Here is a 25,038-nt window from a genome sequence, read left to right on the forward strand (position 1 = left end):
CTCCGAATCACAAAATGAAGCGGCTCAGATCCGCATTCTTGGCGAGGTCGCCGATGTGCTTTTGCACGTAATCCGCATCGAGCCGGACCGTCTCGCCGTTGCGGTCGGGGGCGGTGAAGGAGATCTCGTCCAGCACCCGCTCCATCACGGTCTGCAGCCGCCGGGCGCCGATGTTCTCGACCGTTGAATTGACGGCAACCGCAATGTCGGCCAGCGCATCGATGGCGCTGTCGGTGATGTCGAGCGTCACGCCTTCGGTCTGCATCAGGGCGACATATTGCTTGATCAGCGAGGCCTCGGGCTCGGTCAGGATGCGGCGCATGTCGTCGCGGGTCAGCGCCTGCAATTCGACCCGGATCGGCAGGCGGCCCTGCAATTCCGGCAACAGGTCGGACGGCTTGGCGACATGGAAGGCGCCGGAGGCGATGAAGAGGATGTGGTCGGTCTTGACCGCGCCGTGCTTGGTCGAGACCGTGGTGCCTTCGATCAGCGGCAGCAGATCGCGCTGCACGCCCTCGCGCGAGACGTCGCCGCCGACGCGGCCGTCGCGGGCGCAGATCTTGTCGATCTCGTCGAGGAACACGATGCCGTTGTTCTCGACCGCGCTGATCGCCTCCAGCGTCAGCTGCTCGGTGTCCAAGAGCTTGTCGGATTCCTCGTTGACGAGGATCTCGTGCGAGCTCTCTACCGTCAGCCGGCGCGTCTTGCTGCGGCCGCCGAGCTTGCCGAAGATGTCGCCGAGCGAGATCGCGCCCATCTGAGCGCCCGGCATGCCGGGGATCTCGAACATCGGCATGCCGCCGCCCGACGACTGCGTCTCGATCTCGATTTCCTTGTCGTTCAGTTCGCCGGCGCGCAGCTTCTTGCGGAAGGATTCGCGCGTCGCCGAGCTCGCATTGGCGCCGACCAGCGCATCGAGCACGCGCTCCTCGGCGGCAAGCTGGGCGCGCGCCTGCACATCCTTGCGCTTCCGCTCGCGCACTTGCGCGATTGCGACCTCGACGAGATCGCGGATGATCTGCTCGACGTCGCGGCCGACATAGCCGACCTCGGTGAACTTGGTCGCTTCGACCTTCAGGAACGGCGCATTCGCGAGCTTGGCGAGTCGCCGCGCGATTTCCGTCTTGCCGACGCCGGTGGGGCCGATCATCAGGATGTTCTTCGGCAGCACCTCCTCGCGCAAGGAGCCGGTGAGCTGCTGCCGGCGCCAGCGGTTGCGCAGCGCGATCGAGACGGCGCGCTTGGCGTCGCCCTGGCCGACGATGAAACGGTCGAGTTCGGAAACGATTTCGCGGGGGGAGAAGTCTGTCATGTCTGATTAGCTAGGGCGAGAGACGGCCAAGGACAAGCCGCATTTTGGGTCAGATGATCGGCGGGCCGGATTGCCACTGCTTCACGGCATCGATCGGATGGATCAGCATCAGGATATTGAGCGTCAGATTGTCGCGAATGTGGAGCGCCAGCACGATCTCGAAGGAGATGCCCAGCAGCACGGTCGCGGTGACAGGCAGCGCGCGAGCGGCCAGGAACCCCAAGATCATGGCCAGATTGTCCGAGACCGAATTGAGGATGCTGTCGCCGTAATAATCCAGCGAGATCGTGCCGGCGCGGTAGCGCTCGATGATGAAGGGCGAGTTCTCGACGATCTCCCAGGCGCCTTCGATCAGGATGGCGATGATCAGCCGTGCGGGCCAGGAGAGAGACAGCAAGGGAAACCGCGCGAACAGCAGCCAGGTCAGGCCGTAGAACAGGAAGCCGTGCAGGACGTGTGAGAACGTGTACCAGTCTGCAATCTGCTGAGAATTCTCCGAGCTGTTCACCACGCCGTGCCACAGCTTGATGGTGCCGCAGGCGCAGATCGGCACCCGCCCCATCGCCAGCAGGATCGCGGCCTGCAGCGCCAGCAGCAACAGCGCGATGCCGGCCCAGGCGAGCGGCGGGAATGTGGTCTTGGCGGCGGGGCTTGCGGCGAGCGTCATGGGTCTCGGATCATCAGGAGTGCGGGACCATCGGGCGTGACGATCTCGTGCTGCGGCACGAAGCCAGCTTTCTCATAGGCACGAATCGCGCGCGCATTGGAAGGACTCGGGTCTATCACGACGCGCGGCACACCGCGCGCGAAGAGCTGGTCGATGAAGGCGCGGATGAAAGCGGAGCCGTGGCCGCATCCGAGCATGTCGGCCTCGCCGATGAACTGATCGAGGCCGCGAGTGCCCACGGGCTGCGGGCCGAAGCTGATATGCCAATCGCCGAGCCGGTAGCACTGCAGGTAGGCGAAAGGCCGGCCGTCAAGGCTGACGATGAACTGCGCCAGGTCAGGATGATCGAGGTCGCCGCCGACGAATTCAAGCGTCTCCGGATCATGCCACCATTCGGCAACATGCGGTGCGGCGAGCCAGCGCCGGATCAGCGGCATGTCGGCCGCGGTCATGGGACGGAAGGCGTAGCTTTGCGTCATCTAGCGTCCACAGCGGTGCTGCTCTCCCTCTCCCGCTTGCGGGAGAGGGTTGGGGAGAGGGTGTTTCCGCAATGGGACAATCCCCCAGAGGGAAGAGCCCCCACCCGACGATTCGCGCCGACCTCCCCCGCAAGCGGGAGAGGTTGCACCGACCGTGCGGAGAGGCACTCGGACAAATGACCCCTCCGCCCTACGCCGTAGCCAGGCTCTCGATCGTCAGATTCCGGTTGGTGTAGACGCAGATGTCCGCGGCGATGTCCAGCGAGCGGCGGACGATGGTCTCGGCGTCCTTGTCGGTGTCGAGCAGGGCCCGGGCCGCCGCCAGCGCGTAATTGCCGCCGGAGCCGATCGCCATCACGCCGGCCTCGGGTTCGAGCACGTCGCCGGTGCCTGTCAGCACCAGGGAGACGTCCCTGTCAGCCACGATCATCATGGCCTCCAGCCGCCGCAGATAGCGGTCGGTGCGCCAGTCCTTGGCGAGCTCCACCGCCGCCCGGGTCAGCTGCCCCGGATATTGCTCGAGCTTGGATTCGAGCCGCTCGAACAGCGTGAAGGCGTCAGCCGTGGCGCCGGCAAAGCCGCCGATCACGTCGCCCTTGCCGAGCTTGCGGACCTTCTTGGCATTGGACTTGATCACGGTCTGGCCGATCGAGACCTGGCCGTCGCCGCCGACCACCACCTTGCCGCCCTTGCGGACCGTTAGAATCGTGGTGCCGTGCCAGCCCGGCGAGCTGTTCTGGGAGTCCTGCATGAATACCTCACTGTCCGGCCTGATTTAGGCGGTCGGGACGAAGGGCACAACGGCCGTTCCGGGCCGAATTTCGCTCACCATAGGCAGAAGTAGAGGTCCGGCCGGCCGTTCCCGCAGTAGCGAAGGTGTCATTTGGCTGTTAAGAGACTGGCGTTTTCGGCTCCCTAGCTAGGATGAAAGCCAGCTTTCAATGCGCACCGCGACGATCAAGCGCAAGACCAAGGAAACCGACATCGAGGTCTCCGTGAACCTCGATGGCACCGGCGTGGCCAATATCGCGACCGGCATCGGCTTTTTCGACCATATGCTCGATCTCCTCGCCCGCCATTCCCGCATCGACCTCACGGTCAAGGCGGTGGGCGATCTGCACATTGATTATCACCATACCACCGAGGACACCGGCATCGCGCTTGGCCAGGCGGTCAAGCAGGCACTCGGCAACATGGCGGGTATCACCCGCTATGCCGGCGTGCACATGCCCATGGACGAGACGCTGACGCGCGTGGTGATCGACATCTCGGGCCGCCCGTTCCTGGTGTTCAAGGCCGACTTCCCCCGGCACAAGATCGGCGAGTTCGACACCGAGCTGGTGCGCGAGTGGTTCCAGGCTTTTGCCATCAACGCCGGCGTGACTCTCCACGTCGAGACCCTATATGGCGATAACAGCCATCATATCGCCGAGTCCTGCTTCAAGGGTCTGGCTCGGGCGCTCCGCGCGGCCGTGGCGATCGATCCGAAGGCGGCGGGCGAAATCCCGTCCACCAAGGGCTCGCTCGGCGGCTGACATCTTCCGTCTTGCGGCGATCGCTGCTGGCGGCATCACTGAATTTCGAGAACGGGGCATCACCATGCCTGTCTACACAGTTCACGCTCCCTCACCCGCAGGAGCCGACCCGCGCGCGACCGACAAGTTCGTGTTCGTGCGCGACGGCTTTCATTTCTGGGCGATGATCTTCGGTCCGTTCTGGCTGTTGTGGAATCGGCTGTGGCTGGCGCTGATCGGCTATCTGATCTTCCTGGCCGCGTTCAACGCGGGGCTGTCGAGCCTCGGCGTCGGGCGCTCCTCGATCTTCTTCGCCGATTGCATCGTCGCGGTGCTGATGGGCCTCGAAGCCTCGAGCCTGCGCCGCTGGACCTTGTCGCGCGGAAAGTGGCGGCAGCTGGATATCGTCGTCGCCGACGACAGCGACACTGCGGAGCGCCGCTTCTTCGAACGCTGGAGCCAGAAGCAGAACGGCAGCGCTGGCGATCAATGGGCCGTCGATCGCGGCGGCCCGCCGCCGACCCGCAATGTGCCGGGCCAGCCATTCTCGAACCCGCCGCCCATTCCAGCCGGCGGCATCATTGGGTTGTTTCCAGAACCGGGAGGGTCAAGATGAGCGTCGCCATCATCGATTACGGTTCCGGCAACCTGCATTCCGCCGCGAAAGCCTTCGAGCGCGCCGCGCGCAGCCTGGAGAGCCCGCAAAAGGTCTTTGTTACCAGCGATCCGGACCAGGCTTACGAGGCCGATCGCCTGGTGCTGCCGGGTGTCGGTGCCTTCGCCGATTGCCGGCGCGGGCTGGACGCCGTCAACGGCATGGTCGAGGCCATCACCGAAGCGGTGCGCGTCAAGGCGCGGCCGTTCTTCGGCATCTGCGTCGGCATGCAGCTGATGGCGAGCCGCGGCAAGGAACACGTCGTCACCGAGGGCTTGAACTGGATCGGCGGCGACGTCGAGAAGATCACGCCGCGCGATGAAAGCCTGAAGATCCCGCACATGGGCTGGAATACGCTGGACCTGCTGCAGGAGCATCCGGTGCTGAACAAGCTGCCGCTCGGTCCCAAGGGCCAGCACGCTTATTTCGTGCACTCCTACCATCTCAACGCCGCCAGCGAGGCGGACGTGCTTGCGCGCGCCGATTACGGGGGGCCCGTCACCGCGATCGTCGGCAAGGACACCGCCATCGGCACGCAATTCCACCCCGAGAAGAGCCAGCGCTTCGGGCTGGCCCTGATCTCGAATTTCTTGCGATGGAAACCGTGATTCTCTTTCCCGCGATCGACCTCAAGAACGGCCAGTGCGTGCGCCTCGAGCAAGGCGACATGGCGCGCGCGACCGTGTTCAATCTCAATCCGGCCGCACAGGCGCAGAGCTTTGCCGCGCAGGGCTTTGAATATCTCCACGTCGTCGACCTCGACGGCGCCTTCGCCGGCAAGCCTGTGAATGCTGACGCCGTCGAGGCGATGCTGAAGACGATCAAGATTCCGGTGCAGCTCGGCGGCGGCATTCGCGATCTCGCGACCGTCGAAGCCTGGCTCGACAAGGGCATCACCCGCGTCATCATCGGCACCGCCGCGGTGCGCGATCCCGAGCTGGTGAAGTCCGCCGCGAAGACATTCCCCGGCCGCGTCGCGGTCGGGCTCGACGCGCGCGACGGCAAGGTCGCGGTCGAGGGCTGGGCCGAGACGTCGCAGGTCACGGTGCTCGAGATCGCCAAGCGCTTCGAGGATGCCGGCGTTGCCGCCATCATCTTCACCGACATCGCGCGAGACGGCTTGCTCAAGGGCTTGAACTTAGAGGCGACCATCGCGCTGGCCGATGCCATTTCGATTCCCGTGATCGCCTCCGGCGGCCTCGCCTCGATCGAGGACGTGAAAGCCATGCTGCGCGCGAAGAAGCTCGCCGGCGCGATTGCCGGCCGCGCGCTCTATGACGGCCGGCTCGATCCCGCCGCCGCCCTCACCTTGATCCGCGACGCGCGCAGGAGCTGACCCCATGTTCAAGGTGCGCGTGATCCCCTGCCTCGACGTCAAGGACGGCCGCGTCGTCAAGGGCGTCAACTTCGTCGATCTCAGGGATGCCGGCGATCCCGTCGAAGCCGCCATCGCCTATGACGCCGCCGGCGCCGACGAGCTCACCTTCCTCGACATCACCGCGACCCACGAGAACCGCGGCATCATGCTGGACGTGGTCCGGCGCACGGCGGAAGCCTGCTTCATGCCTGTGACCGTCGGCGGCGGCGTGCGCGAGGTCAACGACATCAAGACGCTGCTGCGCGCCGGCGCCGACAAGGTCTCGATCAACAGCGCCGCGGTGTCGCGGCGCGAATTCGTCAAGGAAGCCGCTGAAAAATTCGGCGAGCAGTGCGTGGTGGTCGCGATCGATGCCAAGCGCGTCAAGCGTCCGGGCGGCGACCGCTGGGAGATCTTTACCCATGGCGGGCGCAACTCGACCGGCATCGACGCGATCGAATACGCGCAGGAGGTGGTTTCGCTCGGCGCCGGTGAAATCCTGCTCACCTCGATGGACCGCGACGGCACAAGGCAGGGATTCGATATTCCGCTGACCCGCGCGATCGCCGACAGCGTTCCCGTCCCCGTGATCGCCTCGGGCGGCGTCGGCAATCTCGACCATCTCGTCGACGGTATCCGCGACGGGCACGCCACCGCGGTGCTCGCGGCTTCGATCTTCCATTTCGGGGAATTCACCATTCGTGAGGCCAAGGAGCACATGGCGCGGCGTGGGCTGCCGATGCGCCTGGATGCCTGACGACTCCGGTTCGTAACGATGCTAACATTGGCGGACGGGGATGGCCGCCGTGGCCAAATCTGTTGCCAAGCTTGCTTTCAAGCGTGTTTCCGAGTGAGTCCGATGCCGCGTTTCACGATCCATGATCTGGCCGAAACCATCGACGTCCGCGCAGCGTCCGGCGGCGAAGCATCCTATACCCGCAAGCTGCTCGACAAAGGCCCCGAGCATTGCGCCAAGAAGTTCGGCGAGGAAGCAGTCGAAACCGTAATCGCTGCAGTCGAAAACGATCGCGCGCATCTGATCGCTGAAAGTGCCGACCTACTCTATCATTTCCTTGTGCTGCTGAAGGCGCGCGGCATAAAGCTGGAAGAGGTCGAGGCCGCGCTGGACAAGCGGACCTCGATGTCGGGGCTGGAAGAGAAGGCGTCGCGCAAGGGCGGCTAGGCAAGGGCGAATAGATCGCAACGGAAAGGCGGCGTCATGGATATCCGCGCACCCGAGCAGCAGTACAATCCCTACCGCGTTTATACGCGTGAGGAATGGGCGCGACTGCGCGACGATACGCCGATGACGCTCGAGCCGGGCGAGTTCGACCGGCTGCGTTCGCTGCACGATCGCCTCGACCTGCAGGAGGTCGAAGACATCTATCTGCCGCTATCGCGCCTGTTGTCGATCTACGTCGATGCCATGCAGCGGCTGTATTACGCCGAGCGCCAGTTCCTCAACATCAGGGACCGCAAGGTGCCCTACATCATCGGCGTCGCCGGCTCGGTGGCGGTCGGGAAATCCACCACGGCACGCGTGCTCCAGGCCCTCTTGGCGCGCTGGTCGCCGCGGCCGAAAGTCGAACTGATCACCACGGACGGATTTCTCTATCCCAATGCGGTGCTCGAGCGGCACGGCATCATGCAGAAGAAGGGTTTTCCGGAGAGCTACGATCTGCCGATGCTGCTCAACTTCCTCTCCGACATCAAGGCCGGCCGCCGCCACGTCCGTGCGCCGGTCTATTCGCATCTGACCTACGACATCGTGCCGAACCAATGGGCCGAGATCGACCAGCCCGACATCCTGATCGTCGAAGGCGTCAACGTGCTGCAGACCGGCAAGCTGCCGCGCGACGGCAAGGCGGTGCCGGTGGTTTCCGACTTCTTCGATTTCTCGGTCTATATCGACGCCGACGAGGCGGCGCTGCGGCAATGGTACATCAAGCGCTTCCTGGCGCTGCGCGACACCGCATTCACCAATCCAAAATCCTACTTCAACCGCTATGCTCTGTTGTCGGACGAGGAAGCCACCGCGACCGCGATCGCGATCTGGGAGCGTACCAACCTCGCCAATCTCGAGGACAACATCCTGCCGACTCGGCCCCGTGCGACGCTGATCCTCAAGAAGGGCGCCGACCACACGGTGGAGAGCGTGGCGCTCAGGCGGCTGTAATCGCCTTGGTGCCCGGGCCCTGCCCATTCGCGCAGAGTATCTTTTGATGCAGACCAACGATGGGTATTCCGCTATTCCTTGGAAAACGGCGGGGGCATACCATGGTTGATCGTCTCAGGAGCGCTGCGGAGCAGCTGGAAGCTCCGGTCTGCCCGGACTGCCATGTCGAGATGAAGTGGTTCCGCTCGGAATTGCTCACGGACGAGCCGACCCCGGTCATCGCGCATCTCTTCGTGTGCCCCCATTGCAAGCGCGCCGCGCAGGCAAATACCGTCTTCCGGGGAGGCCAGACGACGCCGGACAAGCTGTCTGCACCGCGCTTTATTGTCTCTGCTGCATGAGATTGCGCATCGGCCGGATCGCCCGCTCCAGGCCCGGCATGACGATCATTTCGGGGCCCCCTGTTTCGACTTCGAGACGACGAAGATGTGCCACGTCGTCAGAAACATTGCAGCGACGAGCGGGCCGATCACGAACCCGTTCGCTCCGAACGTCGCAAGGCCGCCCAGCGTGGCGAGCAGCACGATATAGCTCGGCATCTGAATCGACTGGCCGACCAGGATCGGGCGGAGAAAATTGTCCGCAAGGCCGATCACGAAGGTGCCGAAAGCGAGCAGGATGAGTCCCTTCGTGACCGAACCTGCCACAAGCAGGTAAAGCGCAACCGGAACCCAGACCAGCGCGGAGCCGAGCACCGGCAGCAGCGAGAGCAGCGCCATCAGCGCGCCCGCCAGCAGCGGCGCGGTGAGGCCGAGCAGCCAGAAGATGAGCCCGCCGAGTGCTCCCTGTATCAACGCGACGAGAACGATCCCCTTGATCGTTCCACGAACCGCCAGGGTGAAGACATCGAGAATTTCCGCGGTATGGTTCGGGCTCAGCGGGAGCGCCTCGCGAATGCGGGCATTGAGCTCGTCACCGTCGCGCAGCAGGAAGAACAGCAGGTACAGCATCACGAGCAGGCTTGCGACGAACTCCAGCGTCACCTGACCGATGTTGATCGCGTGCCCGGCCAGCTGTTGTCCGGCAGGGACGACCAGACCCGACAGGCGTTCCCTCAGGGCCGAAAAATCGATGCCGGCCAGGCGGTCTCCGAGCGACACAGCCCAGGCGGGCAGCGCGGATTTCAGCTGCTGCAGGGGATGAGAGAGGCTGATCTCCCCGCTCTGAACGCGCTGATACAGCTCCCCGCCCTGGTCGATCAGCGACGCGATGATGACCGCCACGGGGATCAGGACCATGACGACCACCACGATGACGGTGACGAGGGCGGCAAGGTTGTGCTTTTCGGGCACGGATCTCAGCACCCGCCGATAGAACGGGGCGAAGATGATGGCCAGCAGCGTGGCCCACAACACGGCACCGGAGAACGGCCAAAGCACCCAGACGAACGCGACGGAGATCGCGCCGAGCAGGATGAGGAATGAACGATTCTCCGATGTTCTCACGTGTTCGCCAGCTCTTCGCTCGTTCGCCAGAGGATGTCCGTAGCACAACATCGTGGCGGAGCGGCAGGTCCTCACCTGCCCGCTTTTGCGATCCAATCCGCAAGCGTGATGCGCCCTGCGAAGGTGGCGGGACCCGAGCTGCCGGCCTTGTAGACGAAGGCCTCGCCTTCCCCGACGTTGCCGGCGTCCTTGCCGAAGGCATCGGCGATGTTGGTCTTGTGGGTGACCAGGACGGTGTTGGTGCCGGACTGCGGCGGCGCATCGACGAGCTGACGCACGGCCTGCCCGGCCTTGGCATTGGCGCCGGTCGGGTTTGCCATTCCCGATGCGCTGGCGTTGCTGCTGTCGGTCAGGGCATCGACCGGCTTGACCTCACGGCCGGAGATCAGCTTGCCGGCCTCGACCGCGCGGTTCAGCCGGCTGGTGTAGACGTCGCCGATGGGGATCGCGAGGTCCTTGATCGCCGTCCCGATCTGGCGCGCCGCGTCCCTGCCCTTCTCGCTGAGCTGACGCTGGGCACTCATGTCGTCGAACTTGAAGGGATAGACATCCTTCTGGCTGTCGTCAGTCGCGGTGTGTCGGAAGATCAGGACGTAGCCGCCCTGCTTGAGCGACGAGATGAGGTCCGGTGTGTCGGCGGCTGCGTGGCGGGAGATTCCAGCCAGGAGAACAATCAGGGCGAGGCGGCAAAGCACGTTCATGCGCAAAATCCTTTGGTTGCAAAATGCCCCCGGTGGGATCGTGACGCGCAACGCGCTCGATTTCAATTGCGATCGTCAGACGAGCTCAGGTTCCCGTGAGATCCGGAACCGTCTGGTGCCGGGACGCGGCAAGGCCCGCCAGCGCCTCCTCGAGCTTCTCACGGTCGACCGGCTTGATCAGAAATCCGTTCATGCCCGCCTCGAAACAGGCATAACGATCCTCCACCAGGGTGTTGGCGGTGAGCGCCAGGATCGGCGTCCGGGAATCGCCCAGCGCGGCCTCGTGCGCGCGGATGCGCTTTGTCGCCTCGATGCCGTCGAGCTGCGGCATCTGGATGTCCATCAGCACGAGATCGTAGGGCGTGCCGGCCGATGAGGCGGCGAGCCAGGATTCCAGCGCGGCCTCGCCATGGACGGCAATGACGACGCGATGGCCGAGCTTGGTCAGCAGCGAGCGCATCAGCAAGGCGTTGATTTCGTTGTCCTCGGCGACGAGGATCGACAGGCCTTTCGCCGGTGCGGGGCCGGCGGAGACCGGCGGCGGCTCCGGCGCGAGATCGGGCGAGGCGACCTCCGGCGTCAAAGCAAGGCGTGCGGCGAGCGAGGCCGCGCGCAGCGGCTTCACCAGAAAGCCGGTGAAAGCCGGCGACAGCTTCTCGTGGCGCGAGCTCGACGTCAGCAGAACGAGGCGCTGCAAGGCATGCGCGCGGGCGGCCTCACCGAGCTGATCGGCCGCGGCTGGGCCGATCGCCCGATCGATCAGCACCGTGTGCCAGGAGCGTTCCGGCAGCAATGCTTCGGCGACCGCCGCATCTGCAACCAGGCAGGTCTGGCCGCCCCAGCGTTCGAGGCGCCGCGCGATGAGCGAGGCTTCGATGCCGTCGGCGACGAGGAGCATCGACTTGCCGGTGAGGTCGGGACTCGGAAATGCGGTCTGCCCAGCGCCGCCTTGCGACGGCGGAAGCGGCACCGCGACCTCGAAGGTCGAGCCCTTGCCCGGCTCGCTCGTGAGCGTGATCCGGCCGCCCATGCGCTTGACGATGCGCTCGCTGATGGCGAGGCCAAGTCCGGTGCCGCCATAGGTGCGGGCGACGCGCTCGTCGGCCTGCTCGAATTCGCGGAAGATGCGCTGCTGGGCTTCGGCTGCGATGCCGATGCCGGTGTCGCGAACCAGGAAGCTGATTTCGGTCGGCCAGATGCCGGGCTCGACGATCAGTGCCACGCCGCCGCTGCTCGTGAACTTGATGGCGTTGCCGGCGAGGTTGAGCAGCACCTGGCGCAACCGCGCGGCGTCGCCGACCACTTCGAGCGGCAGGCGCTCGTCGACATAGGCGGCGATCTCGAGCGACTTCGCCTGCGCGCGCGGCGCGAGCAGCTCGGTGATCTCTTCGACCAGGGTCGAGAGCGCGAAGGGACGTTGATCGAGGTCGAGCTTGCCGGCCTCGATCTTGGAATAGTCGAGCAGCTCCTCGATTAGCGCCATCAAGGCTTCGCCCGAGGTCTTCACCGCCTTGGCATAGGTCGCCTGCTCCGGCGTCAGATCGGTGTCGAGCAACAGGCCGCCCATACCGATGATGCCGTTCAGGGGGGTGCGGATCTCGTGCGAGGCCATCGCCAGGAAGCGCGACTTGGCGCGGTTGGCGGCGTCGGCCTGGTCGCGCGCGTCGGACAATGCGCGCTCGGTCTCGGTGCGGTCGGTGACGTCGCGTCCGACGCTCTGCAACTCGGCGGGCTGGCCGGCATCGAGGCGGACATAGCCCTCGCGCCAGGCGATCCAGCGCGCGCCGAGCGGGGTTGCGATCTTCTGGTCGTGGATGCGCGTGCCGCTGCTCTCGCGGGCACTGTCGCCCTGCTCCAGCACGTCGAAATCGAATCGCGTGCCGACCAGCGCGCTGCGCGCCTGTCCCGCGAGCGCGCAATAGGCCTCGTTGGCAAAGGTGATGCGGCCGTCGGTAGCGCGCAGCACGATGAGGTCGCCCTGCTGCTCGAACAGGCTGCGGGCGCGCTCTTCCGCTTCCTTCAGCTCCCAATTGCGGTCGATCAGGGCCTCATTGTGGGCGGCGAGCGTCCGCAGCCGCTTATTGACGAAGCGCAGGCGCATGCTCAGCGTCGCAAGGCCGAGGCAGGCGAGCGCGAACAGGAAGCTGGCACCGATCGCAAAGGTATGGGGATCGTAGCCGGAATTGTCCGACCGGCTGCCGGAGACGAAACCATAGGCGCCGCAAAACGTCGCCGAGAAGATCATGAAGGAGCGGATCGCGAAAGCGAGCCTCGGATGCCGTCGCCTGAAACGACGCATGCGCACCTTGATCCGGAACGTCCGACCCATCGCAACCGACCCTTGCCTGAAACCCCGCCGCCGCGTGCGACGATGGCCCGCCGACCTTGCGAACAAATTGCGGCGGTGGCGCCGCCTCCGAACAGGGTTGACGAGACGTTAACGGGTCAGAGCATGATCCGGACCCGAAGGGCCGCGTTAGCGAAAAGTGTGCAGCGGTTTTCCTTCGCGACAAACGCGGAACGCGTTTGCGCGGAGATCATGCTCAAACACAAAGCTCTAAAGCGATGCCGCCTGGAAGCGGCCATGGCCGCCGCGGGCGCCGACGATCAGCGCCGCCGCCTCGCGCGGCGAGAACGTCTTTGAGCGCACATAGATGCGGTAATCCGCCGGTCCTTCGCTGGAGAGATAGACCACCTGGCCGCCGTCGACCGGCTGCGCGGCGATCGAGACGAGACGCGTCGAAGGGCTGGCCTGGCAGGTGTCAGGCTCGGAGCCGAGGCCGTCGTCGACCACGGCAAAATCCGCGGCGTCGGCATCCTCGGTGATCTGGACCCGCACCGTCGCCTGCGCGGGATCGTCGGTGAAGGCGACATGCACGCCGGCGGTCCAGAACAGCGAGGTGAGCTCGACCGATGTGTCGCCCAGCGCGATGCAGGGATGCGATACCGATCCGATCTCGGCGCGGGCGAACACCGCAGCCGCCAGCAGGGGAACAGCCGAGGCCAGGAACTTGAAACGCAACATGACGCTCTACTCGCTAGGCCCCGGGAACTCACAACCGAAACGCGTCGGGCCTTATGGTTTGCAGAGCGTAAAGGAAAGTCGTTACCGCCGGGTTGATGCGCGGAATGATCAAGCCAGCTGGCGCACATCCTCCGCGAGTGCGCGGTAGGACAGCGCTTCGGCGAGGTGCAGCCGGCCGATCTTGTCGGCATGGTCGAGGTCGGCCAGCGTGCGCGCCACCCGCAGCACGCGGTGATAGCCGCGCGCCGACAGGCGCATGGTCTCCGCGGCATCGCGCAGCAGTTTGGCGCCTTGCGCATCCGGCTTTGCGATCTCCTCCAGCACGGAGGCGGGCGCCTCGGCATTGGTGCGGACATGGGGCAGGCCTGCATCCGCATAGCGCGCCAGCTGGATGTCGCGCGCCGCCGCCACGCGGGCGGCGACCTCGGCTGATCCTTCCGACGGCGGCGGCAGGATCAGGTCGGCGGCGGTCACCGCCGGCACTTCGATGCGCAGATCGATGCGGTCCATCAGCGGACCGGAGATGCGCGCCTGGTAATCGCCGGTGCAGCGGTCGATGCGGCCGCGCTTGCAGGCATAGCCGGGCTCGAACGCATTGCCGCAGCGGCACGGATTCATCGCCGCGACGAGCATGAAGCGGGCAGGGTAGGTGACGCGGTGATTGGCGCGTGACACCGCGACCTCGCCGTTCTCGAGCGGCTGGCGCAGCGAATCCAGCACGCGCGGATCGAACTCCGGCAATTCGTCGAGGAACAGCACGCCCTGATGTGCCAGCGAGATCTCGCCGGGCTTGGCGCGCGCGCCGCCGCCGGTGAGCGCGGCCATGCTGGCGGAATGGTGCGGCGAGCGGAACGGGCGTCGCGCCGTCAGCGCGCCGCCTTCGATCTCGCCGGCGACCGAGGCGATCATCGAGACCTCGAGCAGCTCGCTCGGCGACAGCGGCGGCAGGATCGAGGGCAGGCGCGCGGCCAGCATCGATTTGCCCGCGCCTGGCGCGCCGATCATGAGCAGATGATGTCCGCCGGCGGCCGCGATCTCCAGCGCGCGCTTGGCGCTTTCCTGGCCCTTGATGTCGCGCAGGTCGAGCGTCGAGGCGGGGGCCTCGTGCACCTTCGGCGTCGGCCGCGACAGCACCTGGGTGCCCTTGAAATGGTTGGCGATCTGGATCAGCGAGTGTGCGGCAATGATCTGGATGTCCGGGCTCGCCCACGCCGCCTCGGAGCCGCAGGACGCCGGGCAGATCAGTCCTTCCTCGCGCATATTGGCGCCGATCGCGGCGGGAAGGACGCCGGCCACCGGCGCGATCGAGCCGTCGAGGCCGAGCTCGCCGAGCACGGTGAAGCCGGTCAGCGCATCCGGGGGGATCGCGCCGATCGCGGCCATCAGCCCGAGCGCGATCGGCAGGTCGTAATGGCTGCCCTCCTTCGGCAGGTCGGCCGGGGCCAGATTGACGATGATCCGCCGCGCCGGCAGCGCCAGCCCCGAGGCGATCAGCGCCGAGCGCACCCGCTCGCGCGCCTCCGATACCGCCTTGTCCGGCAAGCCGACGATGGCAAAGGCCGGCAGGCCAGGCGCGACCTGCACCTGCACGTCGACCGCGCGGGCCTCGATCCCCTCAAAGGCGACGGTAGAAACCCGCTGAACCATGCCGAACCAGCCTGCCCATTGCTGCAATTAAGGGTAGCAGAGCGCGGCCGTTTCCGCAAGAACAATACGGGAACAATCGCTTGGCGGCCGATCAAATCCTAACCAGGCGTAAACGCGGTCCCGACACTACGTCTCGAATGCCAGCTTCTCTCCTCAGCACATTCCAACGAATGTCCGCTACTCCTAGGGCTGCGGGATGGGCCGTGGTCTAACGGGTGAACAGTTCAAATGCTTGCAAATCGCCGGAGAAGCGAACGTCGGGTGTGCAGCCGTCTCGCCAAGATTCATTTTGGCGCGGGCTCGCTGCCGCGGGATTGCACGATCACGGACATTTCGGATGGCGGCGTGAAAGTGGTGGCGGAATTTCTGGAAGTGCCGCCGCAATTCACCATCATCTTCGCGCCTGATTATTCCCGCCAATGCCGCCTGCGCTGGCGCATCGGCTGCGAATTCGGCGCCGAGTTCGTCGACTGAACCTCAACAGGCGCGCCTCCTTAACGGGACTTTAGCGTTAATGGGTAAGCATCTCTGATCAGTTGCCGAGTGATCAGAGTATGCCCAAGCGTTCGTTCCTCGCCTTATCCCCGGCGGGATATCTGTGTTCCGCCGTCCTGATCCTCGCCCTCGGCGGCTGTCAGACGGCCGGCATCGACGACGTCACCGGTGCGCTCGGCGGCAAGCGGGAGTCCGCCGCCAAGTTTGACGGCAAGTCCGACAGCAAGGCCGACCCCACGCCGGAGATGGACGCACTTCGCGAGCGTTATCGCGCCAAGCCGAGCGATCCCGCCATTGCTCTCGAATACGGCAAGGCGCTGCGTGGCAGCGGCCAGCGCGCGCAGGCGGTCGCAGTGCTGGAGCAGGCCGTGCTCGCCCGTCCCGGCAACAAGGCGCTGCTCGCCGGCTACGGCCGCGCCCTCGCCGACAACGGCAATTTCCAGCAGGCCTTCGACGTCCTCGGCCGGGCGCATTCGCCCGAGGATCCCGATTGGCGCATCCTGTCGGCGCAAGGGGCTGTGCTCGATCAGCTCGGCCGCAACGAGGAAGCCCAGCAATATTACGCCGCGGCGTTGAAGATCGTGCCGAACGAGCCGACCGTGCTGTCCAATCTCGGCCTGTCCTACATGCTGCAAAATAATCTCTCGAAGGCCGAACAGGTGCTCGGCCGCGCCCATCAGCGCAATCAGAACGATGCGCGGGTCCGCGCCAATCTGGCGCTCGTGCTGGGATTGCAGGGTCGCGAGGCCGAGGCCGAAATCCTCGTCAAGGCAGATCTGCCGCCGGACCAGGGCGCGGCCAAGGTCGCGGCGCTGAAGCAGCTGCTGGCGAAAAAGCAGCAGCGGGCGGACAGGTAGTCCGCCCTAGAGCATGATCCGGACCCGAAGGGCCGCGTCAGCGCAAAGTGTGAAGCGGTTTTCCCTCGCGACAAACGCGGAAGGCGTTTGCGCGGAGATCATGCTCAAATAAGCCGCGCCTACGACGCCTTGCGATGCGGGGCCGAGCTGCGCCCCGACTTGCCCTTCAGCTTCTTCAAAAGCGGCTCGAGCAGCGAGCGCTTCGGCTTCTTCACCTCGCCGCGGCCGGCGAGGCGGTTCGCCATATTCTGGAACAGAACGGTGGTGCGGTGGGTCCTGGAGACCTCCGCGATCATCTGGCCGTTATTGGCCGCGGTCGAGAACAGTTTCGAATCGAACGGGATCACCGCGATCGGCTGGCTCTCCATGGTCTTGGCGAAGGCCTTGACCTCGATCTCCGCACGCTTGTGCATGCCGACCTGGTTGAGGCAGTACAGCGGCGGCCGGTCGTTCGGTCGCGCCGCCTTCAGCACGCTCAGCATGTTCTTGGTGTTGCGTAGATTGGCGAGATCGGGCTCGGCCACGATCACGATGTCGTCGGCGTTCACCAGCGCGCGCCGGGTCCAGCCGGACCATTGATGGGGCACGTCGAGCACGATGCAGGGCGTCGTCATGCGCAGCGTGTCGAACACGGCATCGAAGGCTTCAGCACCGAAATCGTAGACGCGGTCGAGCGTGGCGGGCGCTGCCAGGAGGCTGAGGCGATCGGTGCATTTGGCGAGCAGGCGCTCCATCAGCGCCGTGTCCGGCCGGTCCTGCGACAGCACCGCGTTGGCGATGCCCTGCACCGGATCCTGGTTGTAGTCGAGGCCCGCGGTGCCGAAGGCGAGGTCGAGATCGATCACGACGGAATCGAGCGAGAGATCGCGGGCAATGGTCCAGGCCAGATTATGCGCGACGGTGGACGCGCCGACGCCGCCCTTGGCGCCGACCACGGCGATGACGCGGCCGGTGATGATGGCTTCCGAGGCCGAGAACAGGCTGCAGATCGAGCGGACCACGTCGATGGTCTCGACCGGGCCGACCACGTAATCGTTGACGCCGCGGCGCACCAGCTCGCGATAGGGCGCGGTGTCGCTGGGGCTGCCGATCACGACCACGCGTGTGCCGGGATCGCAGACGCCGGCGAGGTCGTCCAGTCCTTCGAGGATGTCGCGCGTGCCGTCGGACTCGATGACGATCACGTTCGGCGTCGGCATCGATTCATAGGCTTCGATCGCCGCGGCGAGGCCGCCGTCCTTGGCGCTGAGATGGGCCTTGGCGAGCCGGCGGTCCTGGCCAGCCGCGGTCACCGCCTTGAGCGTCTGCTCGGTCTCGCAGAAGGCTTGCACCGAAATGCGAGGAACCGGGGCGATGTGTTCCTCGGGATGCTGCGGATCGTCCGCGTCTTCGTCGTGGATGCCTGTCATTTGGCGGTATCGCTGAGTTTGGCCTTGTCGGATTCGGGATAGGTGGTCGTCGTCGTCGTGCCCTTGCGATAGCGATCGAACGCGATGTCGCGCCGTGCGGTATAGGCGGGCGTCTCGGCGCGCGGTTGCTCGAGGTCAGCCGGGTTGTCGATCATCGCGGCGAGATTGCGCTGGCTGGCGCAGCCCAGATTGAAATAGGGGCGGTTCTCGGTGTAGCCGGGGTTGAGGATGTTGGGGCCGACGTCTTCGGGCCACAGCCCGCAGGGGCCGGCGACCGCGGTGATCTTGGAATAGCTCAGGCGGATGGTGGGCAGCAGCCCGGGATCATCAGGGCGATAGGGCCGCTGGACGATGGCGCGCGACGGCACGCCGCCGGACATGAGCACCGAGCGGATCTCCTGATAGGTTGCGGCGGCCGCGCGCGAATTGGCGGTGTCGACCGGCACATCGACGACGACCGAGCCGGTGCCTTCGCGCATCCAGTCCCGCGCGATGCCCGCGACGTCCGAATGCTGCGCAGCCGAGAGGCCGCCTCTGCTCTTGCCGACGAAGATCACGATCGACTTCTTGCCTTCCTGCACCGCAATCGGATGGCGCTGGCGATAATCGGTCGGCACCGTCTGGGTGACGATCTCGGTGGTGTTGCAGGCGCCGAGCATGACGGAGAGGCCCGTCAGTGCCAGCGCGAGCCGCAAATTGCGCCGTCGATCGGCTGATGTTGTCGTCATCCCCTGATCCCTCCTGCCCCTGCCTTGCCCGGTCCCCAAACCGTTCGTCTCAGTCGATGATGAAGCCGAAATCGCCCGTCGTGCCGGCGACCGGATCGACACGGCTCGCGATGCCGTAGAGGCGGTTGACCCGGCCGAGCAGCGCCCTCTGCGCGTCCGAGGCCGGTGCGAAGCCGTCGTCGGGCCGCGACAATTCCTTCTGGGCAACCGCGCGCACCACGTAAGGCGTCACGATCACCATCAGCTCGGTCTCGTTGTTGACGAAGTCCTGGCTGCGGAACAGCGCGCCGATGATCGGCACCTGGTCGACACCAGGCAGTCCGTTGATCGCCTGCTTGGTCTGCTGCTGGATCAGGCCGGCCATCGCCATCGAGCCGCCCGAGGGAATCTCCAGGGTCGTTTCGGCGCGGCGGGTCTGGATCGATGGAATGGTGATCGAGTTGGTCGAGGACCCGGTCACGGCCTGCGTCAACGTGATCGAGTTGGTGTTCGACAGCTCCGAGACCTCGGTCATCACGCGCAGGCTGATGCGGCCTTCGCTGAGCACGACCGGGGTGAAGTTCAGCGAGATGCCGAACTTCTTGTAGGTGACCTGGGTGGTACAGACGTGAGTGACCGGATCGCAGGCGTAGCCCCCGGGAATCGGGAATTCGCCGCCGGCGATGAAAGTGGCGGATTCGCCCGAGATCGCGGTCAGACTCGGTTCGGCCAGGGTCCGCATGACGCCGGCGCTTTCCATTGCCCGCATCGTGGCGTTGACGGTGGCGACGCCCTTGGCGAGGCCGGTGACGCCGAGCCCATTGCTGCTGACGATCGGTCCGCCAGAGACCGAGAATGGGTTGGAATTGTTGAAATTCACCACCGCCGTGCCGGCATTCAGGCTGGCGCTGAGATCGACGCCGAGCTGCTTGACGATGTCGCGGCGGACTTCGCCGACCACGACCTTGAGCATGACCTGGTCGCGGCCGCGCACGACGATGTTGTTGACGACCTTGTCCGCGCCGCCGACCAGCTTTGCGGCAACGTCGCCGGCCTGCTGGGCCTCGACCGGGCTCGACACCGAGCCGGTCAGCATCACGCTGTCGCCGACGCCCTCGATCTGCACGCCCGGCAGCGACTGGCGCAGTGCCGAACGCATGCCGTTGAGGTCGCGCTTCACCGCGATGTCATAGGAGGCGACCTGCTGGCCATCGGCCGCGAAGAACACGACGTTGGTCTGGCCGACCTGGCCGCCGATGATATAGGCGCGCTGGGCCGAGCGGATCACCGCATTGGCGATCTTGGGATCGGCCACCAGCACGTCCTTGACCTCGCGCGGCAGGTCGATGACGACGGACTTGCCGATGCCGAGCGACAGAAAGCGCGACCGCGCCGGTGCGATAGTCCCAACCGACGATAAGCCGAGATCCGACGCCTGCATCGGCGCCTGGTCGCCGACCGGCGCCTCCGCAGCACTGAGGACGCCGGAAGCCGCGAGCAGCCCCAGCACCAACATCGTCCCCGCCAGAACCGAGCGCACGCGCTTCCACCGAATGCGCAAGCCCGTCCGATCACCCCCGTAGTTCATGCTGTCCCCATCACTTCTGTGACGTCAGTTGCCTTGCCTGGACGCCGTAACGGATTACGTTCACGCCGCCCGGGCGCTTGATCGCCTGGTCCTCGGGCGTGCCGTCGACTGCGTTGGCATCGACGATGCTGCGCAGCGCGAGTGTCAGAGTGCCGCCCTGCCGTGCGGCCGAAAGCGTGGCGATCTGGTCGGGCCGCAGCTCGAGCGTGACGGTCTTGCCGACCACCGCGTTCTGGCCCTCCTTTTCCTTCGGGGCCTGGTCGATCGCGAGCACACGGATGTTGGTGAGAATGACCTCGGACAGGATGAGGTCGTTGCCGCCGGTCGGGCCGTTGGTGTTGCCGCCGTCCGGATTCTTCAGCCGGCGGGTCAGGACGATGTCGACGCGGTCATTCGGCAGGATGAAGCCGCCGGCGCCGGTTTCGGCTGAAATCTCGGTGGAGACGGCACGCATCCCGGACGGCAGGATCGCGGCCATGAAGCCGGAGCCTTCGGCCTTGACCAGCTTCTGCTCGCGGATCGGCTCGCCCTGCATCAACGGCACGCGCGCGATCGAGCCCGCGATCTGGGTCGGTGCCTCGGGCCTGCTGTCGCGGCGGATGAAGGCGCTGCTGGCGGTTGCCGCGGGCCAGGCCTGCCATTGCAGGTCCTCGGGCTTGACGGCCTGGCCGAGCTGGATGTCGTTCTTGGCGATAAGGACCTCGACCGTCGGCAGCTTCTCGGCGACGGGCAGGACGGCCGCGGGCGGATTCTGATAGCCGCTCGCCAGATATGCAGCGACGCCGCCGGCGCCGAGAGCGATGACGAGAACGACAATGCGTGCGGTATTCATACGCTTCTACTCTTACGCGGGGCACTCGAACCGCACCTGGCGTGTTCCCCCGCATCGATGAGTAGGCAGCAAAAGTATAAGGGGTGTTGCGAGGCCGAACGTGATCGCCGGCCGCGATGCTGGTTTTCGGCAGATGGTGAACGCGGCGTTATTGGGTCGGCCAACAGCCCCGTAGTTTCACCTACGCGGGCACGTACGTTCGCACGGCGCGCGCGGCGTCATGGTGAATACGTCGTTAGCATCCCGGACTTCGCTAACGCTCCATCCGGGCTGCGCGCAGAGCTCTACTTCTTCCGCTTCGCTTCGATCACGTCCCAGATCTTCGCCGCGACATCCGGGCCGCCGAGCCGTGCGATGGCGCGGATGCCCGTCGGTGAGGTCACGTTGATCTCGGTGAGATTGCCGTTGATGACGTCGATGCCGACGAACAGCAGGCCGCGCTCGCGCAGCGCCGGGCCGACCGTGGCGCAGATCTCGCGCTCGCGCGGGGTGAGCTCCGTCTCCTGCGCCGCGCCGCCGCGCACCATGTTGGAGCGGAGGTCGTCGGCGGCCGGCACGCGGTTCACCGCGCCGGCGAACTCGCCGTCGACCAAGATGATGCGCTTGTCGCCGTGCTTCACCTCGGGGATGAATTGCTGGATCACCCAGGGCTCCCTGAACGTCACCGAGAACATGTCGAACAGCGAGCCGAAATTCATGTCCTGCGGCATCACGCGGAATACCGCCGCGCCGCCATGGCCGTGCAGCGGCTTCATGACCACCGCGCCGTACTTGTCGCGGAACGCGTTGATCTCATCGAGGTCGCGCGAGATCAGCGTCGGCGGCATCAGCTGCGGAAAATTCATCACGAACAGCTTTTCCGGCGCGTTGCGCACCGAGGCGGGATCGTTGACGACCAGCGTCTTCGGATGGATGCGCTCCAGGAAATGCGTCGAGGTGATGTAGGCGAGGTCGAACGGCGGATCCTGGCGGAGCAGCACCACGTCGAACCCGTTCAGCGCCTCGCGCCTGGGCTCGCCGAGGGTGAAATGGTCGCCTGGCTCGTCGCGCACGGTCAGGAGCTGAACCGGCGCGACCAGCTCCTCGCCGACCATCGAAAGCTTGTCGGGGGTGTAATAGGACAGGCCATGGCCGCGCTTCTGCGCCTCCAAGAGCAGCGCGAAGGTGGAATCGCCCTTGATGTTGATGCGGGCGATGGGGTCCATCTGGACGGCGACGTTCAGTTTCATGGGCTGCCTTTCAGGTCGAGGCGTCGAATGCCGCCAACAGATGGCGCGGAAGCGAGCGCGGCGCAATCAGCATGGCGTCGAATCGCAATTCGAATTCGGCATGCTCGGGATGCGCTGCGAGCCAGCCTTGGGCGGCGTCGATGATGCGCTGCTGCTGGCGCGGCGTCACGGCGAAAGCGGCCTCGTCCAGCGTGGCGCGGGCCTTGACCTCGACGAAGGCGATCAGGTTGCGGCGCCGCGCCACGATGTCGATCTCGCCATGCGGGGTGCGGTAACGTTTGGCGAGAATGCGGTAGCCCTTGGCCATGAGGTAGGCGGCGGCGCGGCTCTCCGCGGAAATACCGGTTTGGAACGCCGCGACGCGCTCGGGCGACGCGACCTTCGGTTCCGCAGGAATCTCAGTCTTCGCCATCGCTGCCCCGCGAGTCCTTTGCGAGCTCGAGCGCGCGGGCATAGACCTCGCGGCGCGGACGGCCCGACAACGCGACCGCGTGCGCCACGGCATCCTTGACGCTGTGCGCGGCAAGCTGCTCGCGCAACAGACTATCGAGCGCGTCCGATGTCAGAACCTCGGCGTCGGCCGCGGGCGGAGCGATCACCAGCACGAATTCGCCGCGTGTCTCCAGCGTTGCAGCCTCGCGCGCCAGCTCGCTCAGCGTGGCGCGCGAAATCTCCTCATGCAGCTTGGTCAGCTCGCGGCAGATCGCGGCCTCGCGCGGCCCCATGATCTCGGCGAGATCGGCCAGCGTATCCTGCACGCGGTTGCCTGACTCGAACATCACCAGCGTCGCGTCAATGCGGGCGAGCTCGGTGAGACGGCTGCGCCGCGCGGTTGATTTCGCCGGCAAGAAGCCTTCGAAGAAGAAGCGGTCGGTCGGCAGCGCGGCGACCGACAGCGCGGCCAGCACCGAGGACGGGCCGGGCAGCGCATACACCGCATGGCCGGCGGCGCAGACCTCGCGCACCAGCTTGAAGCCGGGATCGGAGATCAGCGGCGTGCCGGCGTCCGACACCAGCGCGACCGAGCCGCCTTGCCCGAGGGCTTCGAGGATTTTGGGACGCGCGGCCTCCGCATTGTGCTCGTGATATGGCTTGAGCTGGGCCGTGATCGCATAGCGCTCGGTCAGGCGGCGTGTGATGCGGGTGTCCTCACAGGCGATGACGTCGACGCCGGCGAGCGTCTGCAGCGCCCGCAGGGTGATGTCGCCGAGATTGCCGATCGGGGTCGCGACCAGATGGAGGCCCGGCGCGGCCTTCGGCGCCGCGAGCCGATGGGCATCGATGGAGAAACCGTGCGAGGCGGCGTCTTGAGCTTCAGGCGTATTTATCGGGGCCGGCTTTGCGCGCATAATGGAGCCAACTTAGGCACGATCGCTAAGGCTGGGAACCGGCTCGCCGAAAAAGATCGTGCCCAAAGATCGTATCCGGGTGAGGGGCGAGGAACGGACGGGAATGTGATCGGTCGAGATCGCGCCGGGAGGCAGGAGGGGCCCTCGCGCCATATTCGCGACGGAAACGCCGCCTTGATGAGTGAATGAGTGACGGCGAAGAGCTGCCGGGACGGGATTGCGGCCGCGTTAAGCGGTTGTTATCCTTTTGTTTTGGTTAACTATTTGCCGACACACTGCCTGAATCCGCGGCCCCCCGTCGCGGAAAGCAATGTCGTGATCAGCCGGCGACGGCGGGTCGGAAGAGAAGCTGCCATGGTCGGCCCGCGTCATCCAAAGTCTCACCTTCCGGGATCCCCATCGCCAGGGGCGACCCGGCGGACTGCTCTCGGCCTGTTGCTCGGCGCGCCCGTGCTGTCGGCCTGCGCCGGCGTGCAGCAAAGCCTCAGCCAGTTCTCCAACCCGTTCTCGAGCTCCGCGCCGCCGGCCCAGCCGGCAGGACCGCAGCAGCAGGCGACGACCGCCGGCACCGGCGGCGTGAAGGTCGGCCTGATCCTGCCGCTCTCCGCGGCCGGCAATGCCGGGCTCGCCGCGCAATCGATGCGCAACGCCGCCGAGATGGCGTTGGCCGAGTTCCAGAACCCGAACATCCAGCTCCTGATCAAGGACGACAATGGCAGCCCGCAAGGCGCGCAGGCCGGCGCGCAGCAGGCGGTCGACGAGGGTGCCGAGATCATCCTCGGGCCGCTGTTCGCGCAATCGGTGCCGGCGGTGGCGCAGGTCGCGCGCACGCGCGGCATTTCCGTCATCGCCTTCTCGACCGATTCCAGCATCGCCGGACGCGGCGTCTATCTGCTCTCGTTCCTGCCGGAGTCCGACGTCAACCGCATCGTCGAATATTCCGCCGGCATCGGAAAGCGCTCCGTCGCGGTGCTGGTGCCCGACAACGCCTATGGCAATGTCGTCGAGGCCGCGGTGAAGGCGGCGGTGCCGCGGCGCGGCGGGCGCATCGTTGCGTTCGAGAAATACGGTGCCGATCGCGCCACGCCCGCGCGCACCGTGGCGCAGCAGCTCGGCAGTGCGGACGCGCTATTCATTGCCGATGACGGCGATGCCGTCGTGTCAGTGGCGGATGCGATGACGGCCGCGGGCGCGAACCTGCGCAACATCCAGCTGCTCGGCACCGGCCTGTGGGACAATCCGCGCGTCTATGCCAGCGCCGCGCTGCAGGGCGGCCTTTACGCCGCGCCCGATCCGGCCGGCTTCCGCGCCTTCTCCGGCCGCTACCGCACGAAATACGGCGCGGAGCCGATCCGCACCGCGACCCTTTCCTATGACGCGGTCGCGCTCGTTGCCGCGCTGGCGCGCACGCAAGGCGGCCAGCGCTTCTCCTCCGACGTGCTCACCAACCCCTCCGGCTTTGCCGGCATCGACGGCCTGTTCCGCTTCCGTGCTGATGGCACGAATGAACGCGGACTTGCGGTGATGAAGGTGACGCAAGGCGGCGGCGTTGCGGTGGCGGGCTCGCCGAAGAGCTTTGGGGCGTAATGGTTTC

The 25,038-nt window shown here is 65.9% G+C and carries 27 protein-coding genes; 11 read left to right on the plus strand and 16 right to left on the minus strand.

Translation table 11 applies throughout. The annotated features are described in order from the left end of the window. Nucleotides 1-7 precede the first annotated feature (7 nt). The 4 genes from hslU to hslV all read right to left on the minus strand — a co-directional run bounded on the left by hslU (nt 8) and on the right by hslV (nt 3,209). Nucleotides 8-1,312, minus strand: coding sequence for an ATP-dependent protease ATPase subunit HslU (hslU, locus tag I6F24_RS30905; RefSeq protein WP_036003145.1), 1,305 nt, complete (start codon nt 1,310-1,312; stop codon nt 8-10). A 49-nt stretch (nt 1,313-1,361) separates the two neighbouring features. Beyond that, complete coding sequence (locus tag I6F24_RS30910) at nt 1,362-1,979, minus strand: DUF2585 domain-containing protein (RefSeq protein WP_225144164.1); 618 nt, start codon at nt 1,977-1,979, stop codon at nt 1,362-1,364. Continuing rightward, complete coding sequence (locus I6F24_RS30915) at nt 1,976-2,458, minus strand: GNAT family N-acetyltransferase (RefSeq protein ID WP_225151936.1); 483 nt, start codon at nt 2,456-2,458, stop codon at nt 1,976-1,978. The genes I6F24_RS30910 and I6F24_RS30915 overlap by 4 nt, the downstream gene beginning before the upstream one ends. A gap of 190 nt (nt 2,459-2,648) precedes the next feature. After that, complete coding sequence (gene hslV / locus I6F24_RS30920) at nt 2,649-3,209, minus strand: ATP-dependent protease subunit HslV (RefSeq protein WP_225151938.1); 561 nt, start codon at nt 3,207-3,209, stop codon at nt 2,649-2,651. A 190-nt stretch (nt 3,210-3,399) separates the two neighbouring features. On the opposite strand from hslV, the gene hisB reads away from it, so the two are divergent. From hisB to I6F24_RS30960, 8 genes are all read left to right on the plus strand, one after another. Further along, the gene (gene hisB / locus I6F24_RS30925) at nt 3,400-3,993 is read left to right on the plus strand and encodes an imidazoleglycerol-phosphate dehydratase HisB (protein ID WP_036003156.1); all 594 of its coding nucleotides are present in this window, start codon (nt 3,400-3,402) and stop codon (nt 3,991-3,993) included. 64 nt (nt 3,994-4,057) lie between these two features. Next, the gene (locus I6F24_RS30930; RefSeq protein WP_109141959.1) at nt 4,058-4,588 is read left to right on the plus strand and encodes a DUF2628 domain-containing protein; all 531 of its coding nucleotides are present in this window, start codon (nt 4,058-4,060) and stop codon (nt 4,586-4,588) included. Continuing rightward, a complete protein-coding gene (gene hisH / locus I6F24_RS30935; RefSeq protein ID WP_036003163.1) occupies nt 4,585-5,235 on the plus strand; it encodes an imidazole glycerol phosphate synthase subunit HisH in 651 nt (216 codons plus the stop codon). The genes I6F24_RS30930 and hisH overlap by 4 nt, the downstream gene beginning before the upstream one ends. Continuing rightward, a complete protein-coding gene (hisA, locus tag I6F24_RS30940) occupies nt 5,223-5,963 on the plus strand; it encodes a 1-(5-phosphoribosyl)-5-[(5-phosphoribosylamino)methylideneamino]imidazole-4-carboxamide isomerase (RefSeq protein WP_193375184.1) in 741 nt (246 codons plus the stop codon). The genes hisH and hisA overlap by 13 nt, the downstream gene beginning before the upstream one ends. A 4-nt stretch (nt 5,964-5,967) precedes the next feature. Continuing rightward, nucleotides 5,968-6,741, plus strand: a complete 774-nt coding sequence (hisF, locus tag I6F24_RS30945; protein ID WP_018646048.1) for an imidazole glycerol phosphate synthase subunit HisF — start codon at nt 5,968-5,970, stop codon at nt 6,739-6,741. Nucleotides 6,742-6,843: 102 nt separating this feature from the next. Continuing rightward, a complete protein-coding gene (locus I6F24_RS30950) occupies nt 6,844-7,167 on the plus strand; it encodes a phosphoribosyl-ATP diphosphatase (protein WP_036003183.1) in 324 nt (107 codons plus the stop codon). Between the two features lie 36 nt (nt 7,168-7,203). Further along, on the plus strand, nt 7,204-8,160 hold the full coding sequence (coaA, locus tag I6F24_RS30955) for a type I pantothenate kinase (protein ID WP_036003185.1): 957 nt from the start codon (nt 7,204-7,206) through the stop codon (nt 8,158-8,160). A 101-nt stretch (nt 8,161-8,261) separates the two neighbouring features. Beyond that, nucleotides 8,262-8,501, plus strand: a complete 240-nt coding sequence (locus I6F24_RS30960; protein WP_036003274.1) for a hypothetical protein — start codon at nt 8,262-8,264, stop codon at nt 8,499-8,501. 45 nt (nt 8,502-8,546) lie between these two features. Here I6F24_RS30960 and I6F24_RS30965 read toward each other — a convergent pair whose 3' ends face one another. The 5 genes from I6F24_RS30965 to I6F24_RS30985 all read right to left on the minus strand — a co-directional run bounded on the left by I6F24_RS30965 (nt 8,547) and on the right by I6F24_RS30985 (nt 14,978). Then, entirely contained in the window at nt 8,547-9,605 is a 1,059-nt protein-coding gene (locus tag I6F24_RS30965; RefSeq protein ID WP_036003187.1) for an AI-2E family transporter, read from the minus strand. Nucleotides 9,606-9,676: 71 nt separating this feature from the next. Beyond that, on the minus strand, nt 9,677-10,306 hold the full coding sequence (locus tag I6F24_RS30970; protein WP_036024309.1) for a histidine phosphatase family protein: 630 nt from the start codon (nt 10,304-10,306) through the stop codon (nt 9,677-9,679). A gap of 85 nt (nt 10,307-10,391) precedes the next feature. Then, nucleotides 10,392-12,635: a PAS domain-containing hybrid sensor histidine kinase/response regulator gene (locus I6F24_RS30975; protein WP_225151940.1), complete on the minus strand. Its 2,244-nt coding sequence runs from the start codon at nt 12,633-12,635 to the stop codon at nt 10,392-10,394. 228 nt (nt 12,636-12,863) lie between these two features. After that, a complete protein-coding gene (locus I6F24_RS30980) occupies nt 12,864-13,331 on the minus strand; it encodes a hypothetical protein (protein ID WP_036024312.1) in 468 nt (155 codons plus the stop codon). A 108-nt stretch (nt 13,332-13,439) separates the two neighbouring features. Continuing rightward, nucleotides 13,440-14,978, minus strand: coding sequence for a YifB family Mg chelatase-like AAA ATPase (locus I6F24_RS30985; protein WP_225151942.1), 1,539 nt, complete (start codon nt 14,976-14,978; stop codon nt 13,440-13,442). A 228-nt stretch (nt 14,979-15,206) separates the two neighbouring features. Here I6F24_RS30985 and I6F24_RS30990 point away from each other — a divergent pair, with 228 nt between their 5' ends. Both I6F24_RS30990 and I6F24_RS30995 read left to right on the plus strand, forming a co-directional pair. Further along, a complete protein-coding gene (locus I6F24_RS30990; RefSeq protein ID WP_018644993.1) occupies nt 15,207-15,452 on the plus strand; it encodes a PilZ domain-containing protein in 246 nt (81 codons plus the stop codon). Nucleotides 15,453-15,532: 80 nt separating this feature from the next. Continuing rightward, entirely contained in the window at nt 15,533-16,330 is a 798-nt protein-coding gene (locus tag I6F24_RS30995; protein ID WP_225151944.1) for a tetratricopeptide repeat protein, read from the plus strand. 119 nt (nt 16,331-16,449) lie between these two features. Here the strand turns inward: I6F24_RS30995 and I6F24_RS31000 are convergent, their stop codons facing one another. From I6F24_RS31000 to rsmI, 7 genes are all read right to left on the minus strand, one after another. Further along, a complete protein-coding gene (locus I6F24_RS31000; protein ID WP_036003204.1) occupies nt 16,450-17,739 on the minus strand; it encodes an AAA family ATPase in 1,290 nt (429 codons plus the stop codon). Then, on the minus strand, nt 17,736-18,467 hold the full coding sequence (locus tag I6F24_RS31005; RefSeq protein ID WP_225151946.1) for a CpaD family pilus assembly protein: 732 nt from the start codon (nt 18,465-18,467) through the stop codon (nt 17,736-17,738). Before I6F24_RS31005 ends, I6F24_RS31000 begins: the two co-directional genes overlap by 4 nt. A 49-nt stretch (nt 18,468-18,516) precedes the next feature. Continuing rightward, nucleotides 18,517-20,034: a type II and III secretion system protein family protein gene (locus tag I6F24_RS31010; RefSeq protein WP_225151948.1), complete on the minus strand. Its 1,518-nt coding sequence runs from the start codon at nt 20,032-20,034 to the stop codon at nt 18,517-18,519. 10 nt (nt 20,035-20,044) lie between these two features. After that, on the minus strand, nt 20,045-20,866 hold the full coding sequence (gene cpaB, locus I6F24_RS31015; RefSeq protein WP_036024324.1) for a Flp pilus assembly protein CpaB: 822 nt from the start codon (nt 20,864-20,866) through the stop codon (nt 20,045-20,047). A gap of 284 nt (nt 20,867-21,150) precedes the next feature. Beyond that, nucleotides 21,151-22,095: a glutathione synthase gene (gene gshB / locus I6F24_RS31020; protein ID WP_036024326.1), complete on the minus strand. Its 945-nt coding sequence runs from the start codon at nt 22,093-22,095 to the stop codon at nt 21,151-21,153. Between the two features lie 10 nt (nt 22,096-22,105). Next, nucleotides 22,106-22,507: a YraN family protein gene (locus I6F24_RS31025; RefSeq protein WP_036045010.1), complete on the minus strand. Its 402-nt coding sequence runs from the start codon at nt 22,505-22,507 to the stop codon at nt 22,106-22,108. Continuing rightward, on the minus strand, nt 22,494-23,444 hold the full coding sequence (gene rsmI / locus I6F24_RS31030) for a 16S rRNA (cytidine(1402)-2'-O)-methyltransferase (protein WP_225151950.1): 951 nt from the start codon (nt 23,442-23,444) through the stop codon (nt 22,494-22,496). Before rsmI ends, I6F24_RS31025 begins: the two co-directional genes overlap by 14 nt. Nucleotides 23,445-23,798: 354 nt before the next feature. On the opposite strand from rsmI, the gene I6F24_RS31035 reads away from it, so the two are divergent. Next, nucleotides 23,799-25,031 carry a penicillin-binding protein activator gene (locus I6F24_RS31035; protein ID WP_051056860.1) on the plus strand — a complete coding sequence of 411 codons (1,233 nt, stop codon included), beginning with the start codon at nt 23,799-23,801 and terminating at the stop codon, nt 25,029-25,031. Nucleotides 25,032-25,038 lie beyond the last annotated feature (7 nt).

Source organism: Bradyrhizobium sp. BRP23 (genome assembly GCF_020194135.1).
GTDB lineage: Bacteria > Pseudomonadota > Alphaproteobacteria > Rhizobiales > Xanthobacteraceae > Bradyrhizobium > Bradyrhizobium yuanmingense.

Coding starts and splice junctions, on each gene's coding strand:
- I6F24_RS30970 (WP_036024309.1), bottom strand. CDS start 10,306: ATGAACGTGCTTTGCCGCCTCGCCCTGATTGTTCTCCTGGCTGGAATC.
- rsmI (WP_225151950.1), bottom strand. CDS start 23,444: ATGCGCGCAAAGCCGGCCCCGATAAATACGCCTGAAGCTCAAGACGCC.
- cpaB (WP_036024324.1), bottom strand. CDS start 20,866: ATGAATACCGCACGCATTGTCGTTCTCGTCATCGCTCTCGGCGCCGGC.
- I6F24_RS30950 (WP_036003183.1), top strand. CDS start 6,844: ATGCCGCGTTTCACGATCCATGATCTGGCCGAAACCATCGACGTCCGC.
- gshB (WP_036024326.1), bottom strand. CDS start 22,095: ATGAAACTGAACGTCGCCGTCCAGATGGACCCCATCGCCCGCATCAAC.
- I6F24_RS30930 (WP_109141959.1), top strand. CDS start 4,058: ATGCCTGTCTACACAGTTCACGCTCCCTCACCCGCAGGAGCCGACCCG.
- I6F24_RS30915 (WP_225151936.1), bottom strand. CDS start 2,458: ATGACGCAAAGCTACGCCTTCCGTCCCATGACCGCGGCCGACATGCCG.
- hisA (WP_193375184.1), top strand. CDS start 5,223: ATGGAAACCGTGATTCTCTTTCCCGCGATCGACCTCAAGAACGGCCAG.
- hisB (WP_036003156.1), top strand. CDS start 3,400: ATGCGCACCGCGACGATCAAGCGCAAGACCAAGGAAACCGACATCGAG.
- I6F24_RS30995 (WP_225151944.1), top strand. CDS start 15,533: ATGCCCAAGCGTTCGTTCCTCGCCTTATCCCCGGCGGGATATCTGTGT.
- I6F24_RS30990 (WP_018644993.1), top strand. CDS start 15,207: ATGCTTGCAAATCGCCGGAGAAGCGAACGTCGGGTGTGCAGCCGTCTC.
- I6F24_RS31005 (WP_225151946.1), bottom strand. CDS start 18,467: ATGACGACAACATCAGCCGATCGACGGCGCAATTTGCGGCTCGCGCTG.
- coaA (WP_036003185.1), top strand. CDS start 7,204: ATGGATATCCGCGCACCCGAGCAGCAGTACAATCCCTACCGCGTTTAT.
- I6F24_RS30975 (WP_225151940.1), bottom strand. CDS start 12,635: ATGGGTCGGACGTTCCGGATCAAGGTGCGCATGCGTCGTTTCAGGCGA.
- I6F24_RS31010 (WP_225151948.1), bottom strand. CDS start 20,034: ATGAACTACGGGGGTGATCGGACGGGCTTGCGCATTCGGTGGAAGCGC.
- I6F24_RS30960 (WP_036003274.1), top strand. CDS start 8,262: ATGGTTGATCGTCTCAGGAGCGCTGCGGAGCAGCTGGAAGCTCCGGTC.
- hslU (WP_036003145.1), bottom strand. CDS start 1,312: ATGACAGACTTCTCCCCCCGCGAAATCGTTTCCGAACTCGACCGTTTC.
- hisH (WP_036003163.1), top strand. CDS start 4,585: ATGAGCGTCGCCATCATCGATTACGGTTCCGGCAACCTGCATTCCGCC.
- I6F24_RS31025 (WP_036045010.1), bottom strand. CDS start 22,507: ATGGCGAAGACTGAGATTCCTGCGGAACCGAAGGTCGCGTCGCCCGAG.
- I6F24_RS30985 (WP_225151942.1), bottom strand. CDS start 14,978: ATGGTTCAGCGGGTTTCTACCGTCGCCTTTGAGGGGATCGAGGCCCGC.
- I6F24_RS31000 (WP_036003204.1), bottom strand. CDS start 17,739: ATGACAGGCATCCACGACGAAGACGCGGACGATCCGCAGCATCCCGAG.
- hisF (WP_018646048.1), top strand. CDS start 5,968: ATGTTCAAGGTGCGCGTGATCCCCTGCCTCGACGTCAAGGACGGCCGC.
- hslV (WP_225151938.1), bottom strand. CDS start 3,209: ATGCAGGACTCCCAGAACAGCTCGCCGGGCTGGCACGGCACCACGATT.
- I6F24_RS31035 (WP_051056860.1), top strand. CDS start 23,799: ATGGTCGGCCCGCGTCATCCAAAGTCTCACCTTCCGGGATCCCCATCG.
- I6F24_RS30980 (WP_036024312.1), bottom strand. CDS start 13,331: ATGTTGCGTTTCAAGTTCCTGGCCTCGGCTGTTCCCCTGCTGGCGGCT.
- I6F24_RS30910 (WP_225144164.1), bottom strand. CDS start 1,979: ATGACGCTCGCCGCAAGCCCCGCCGCCAAGACCACATTCCCGCCGCTC.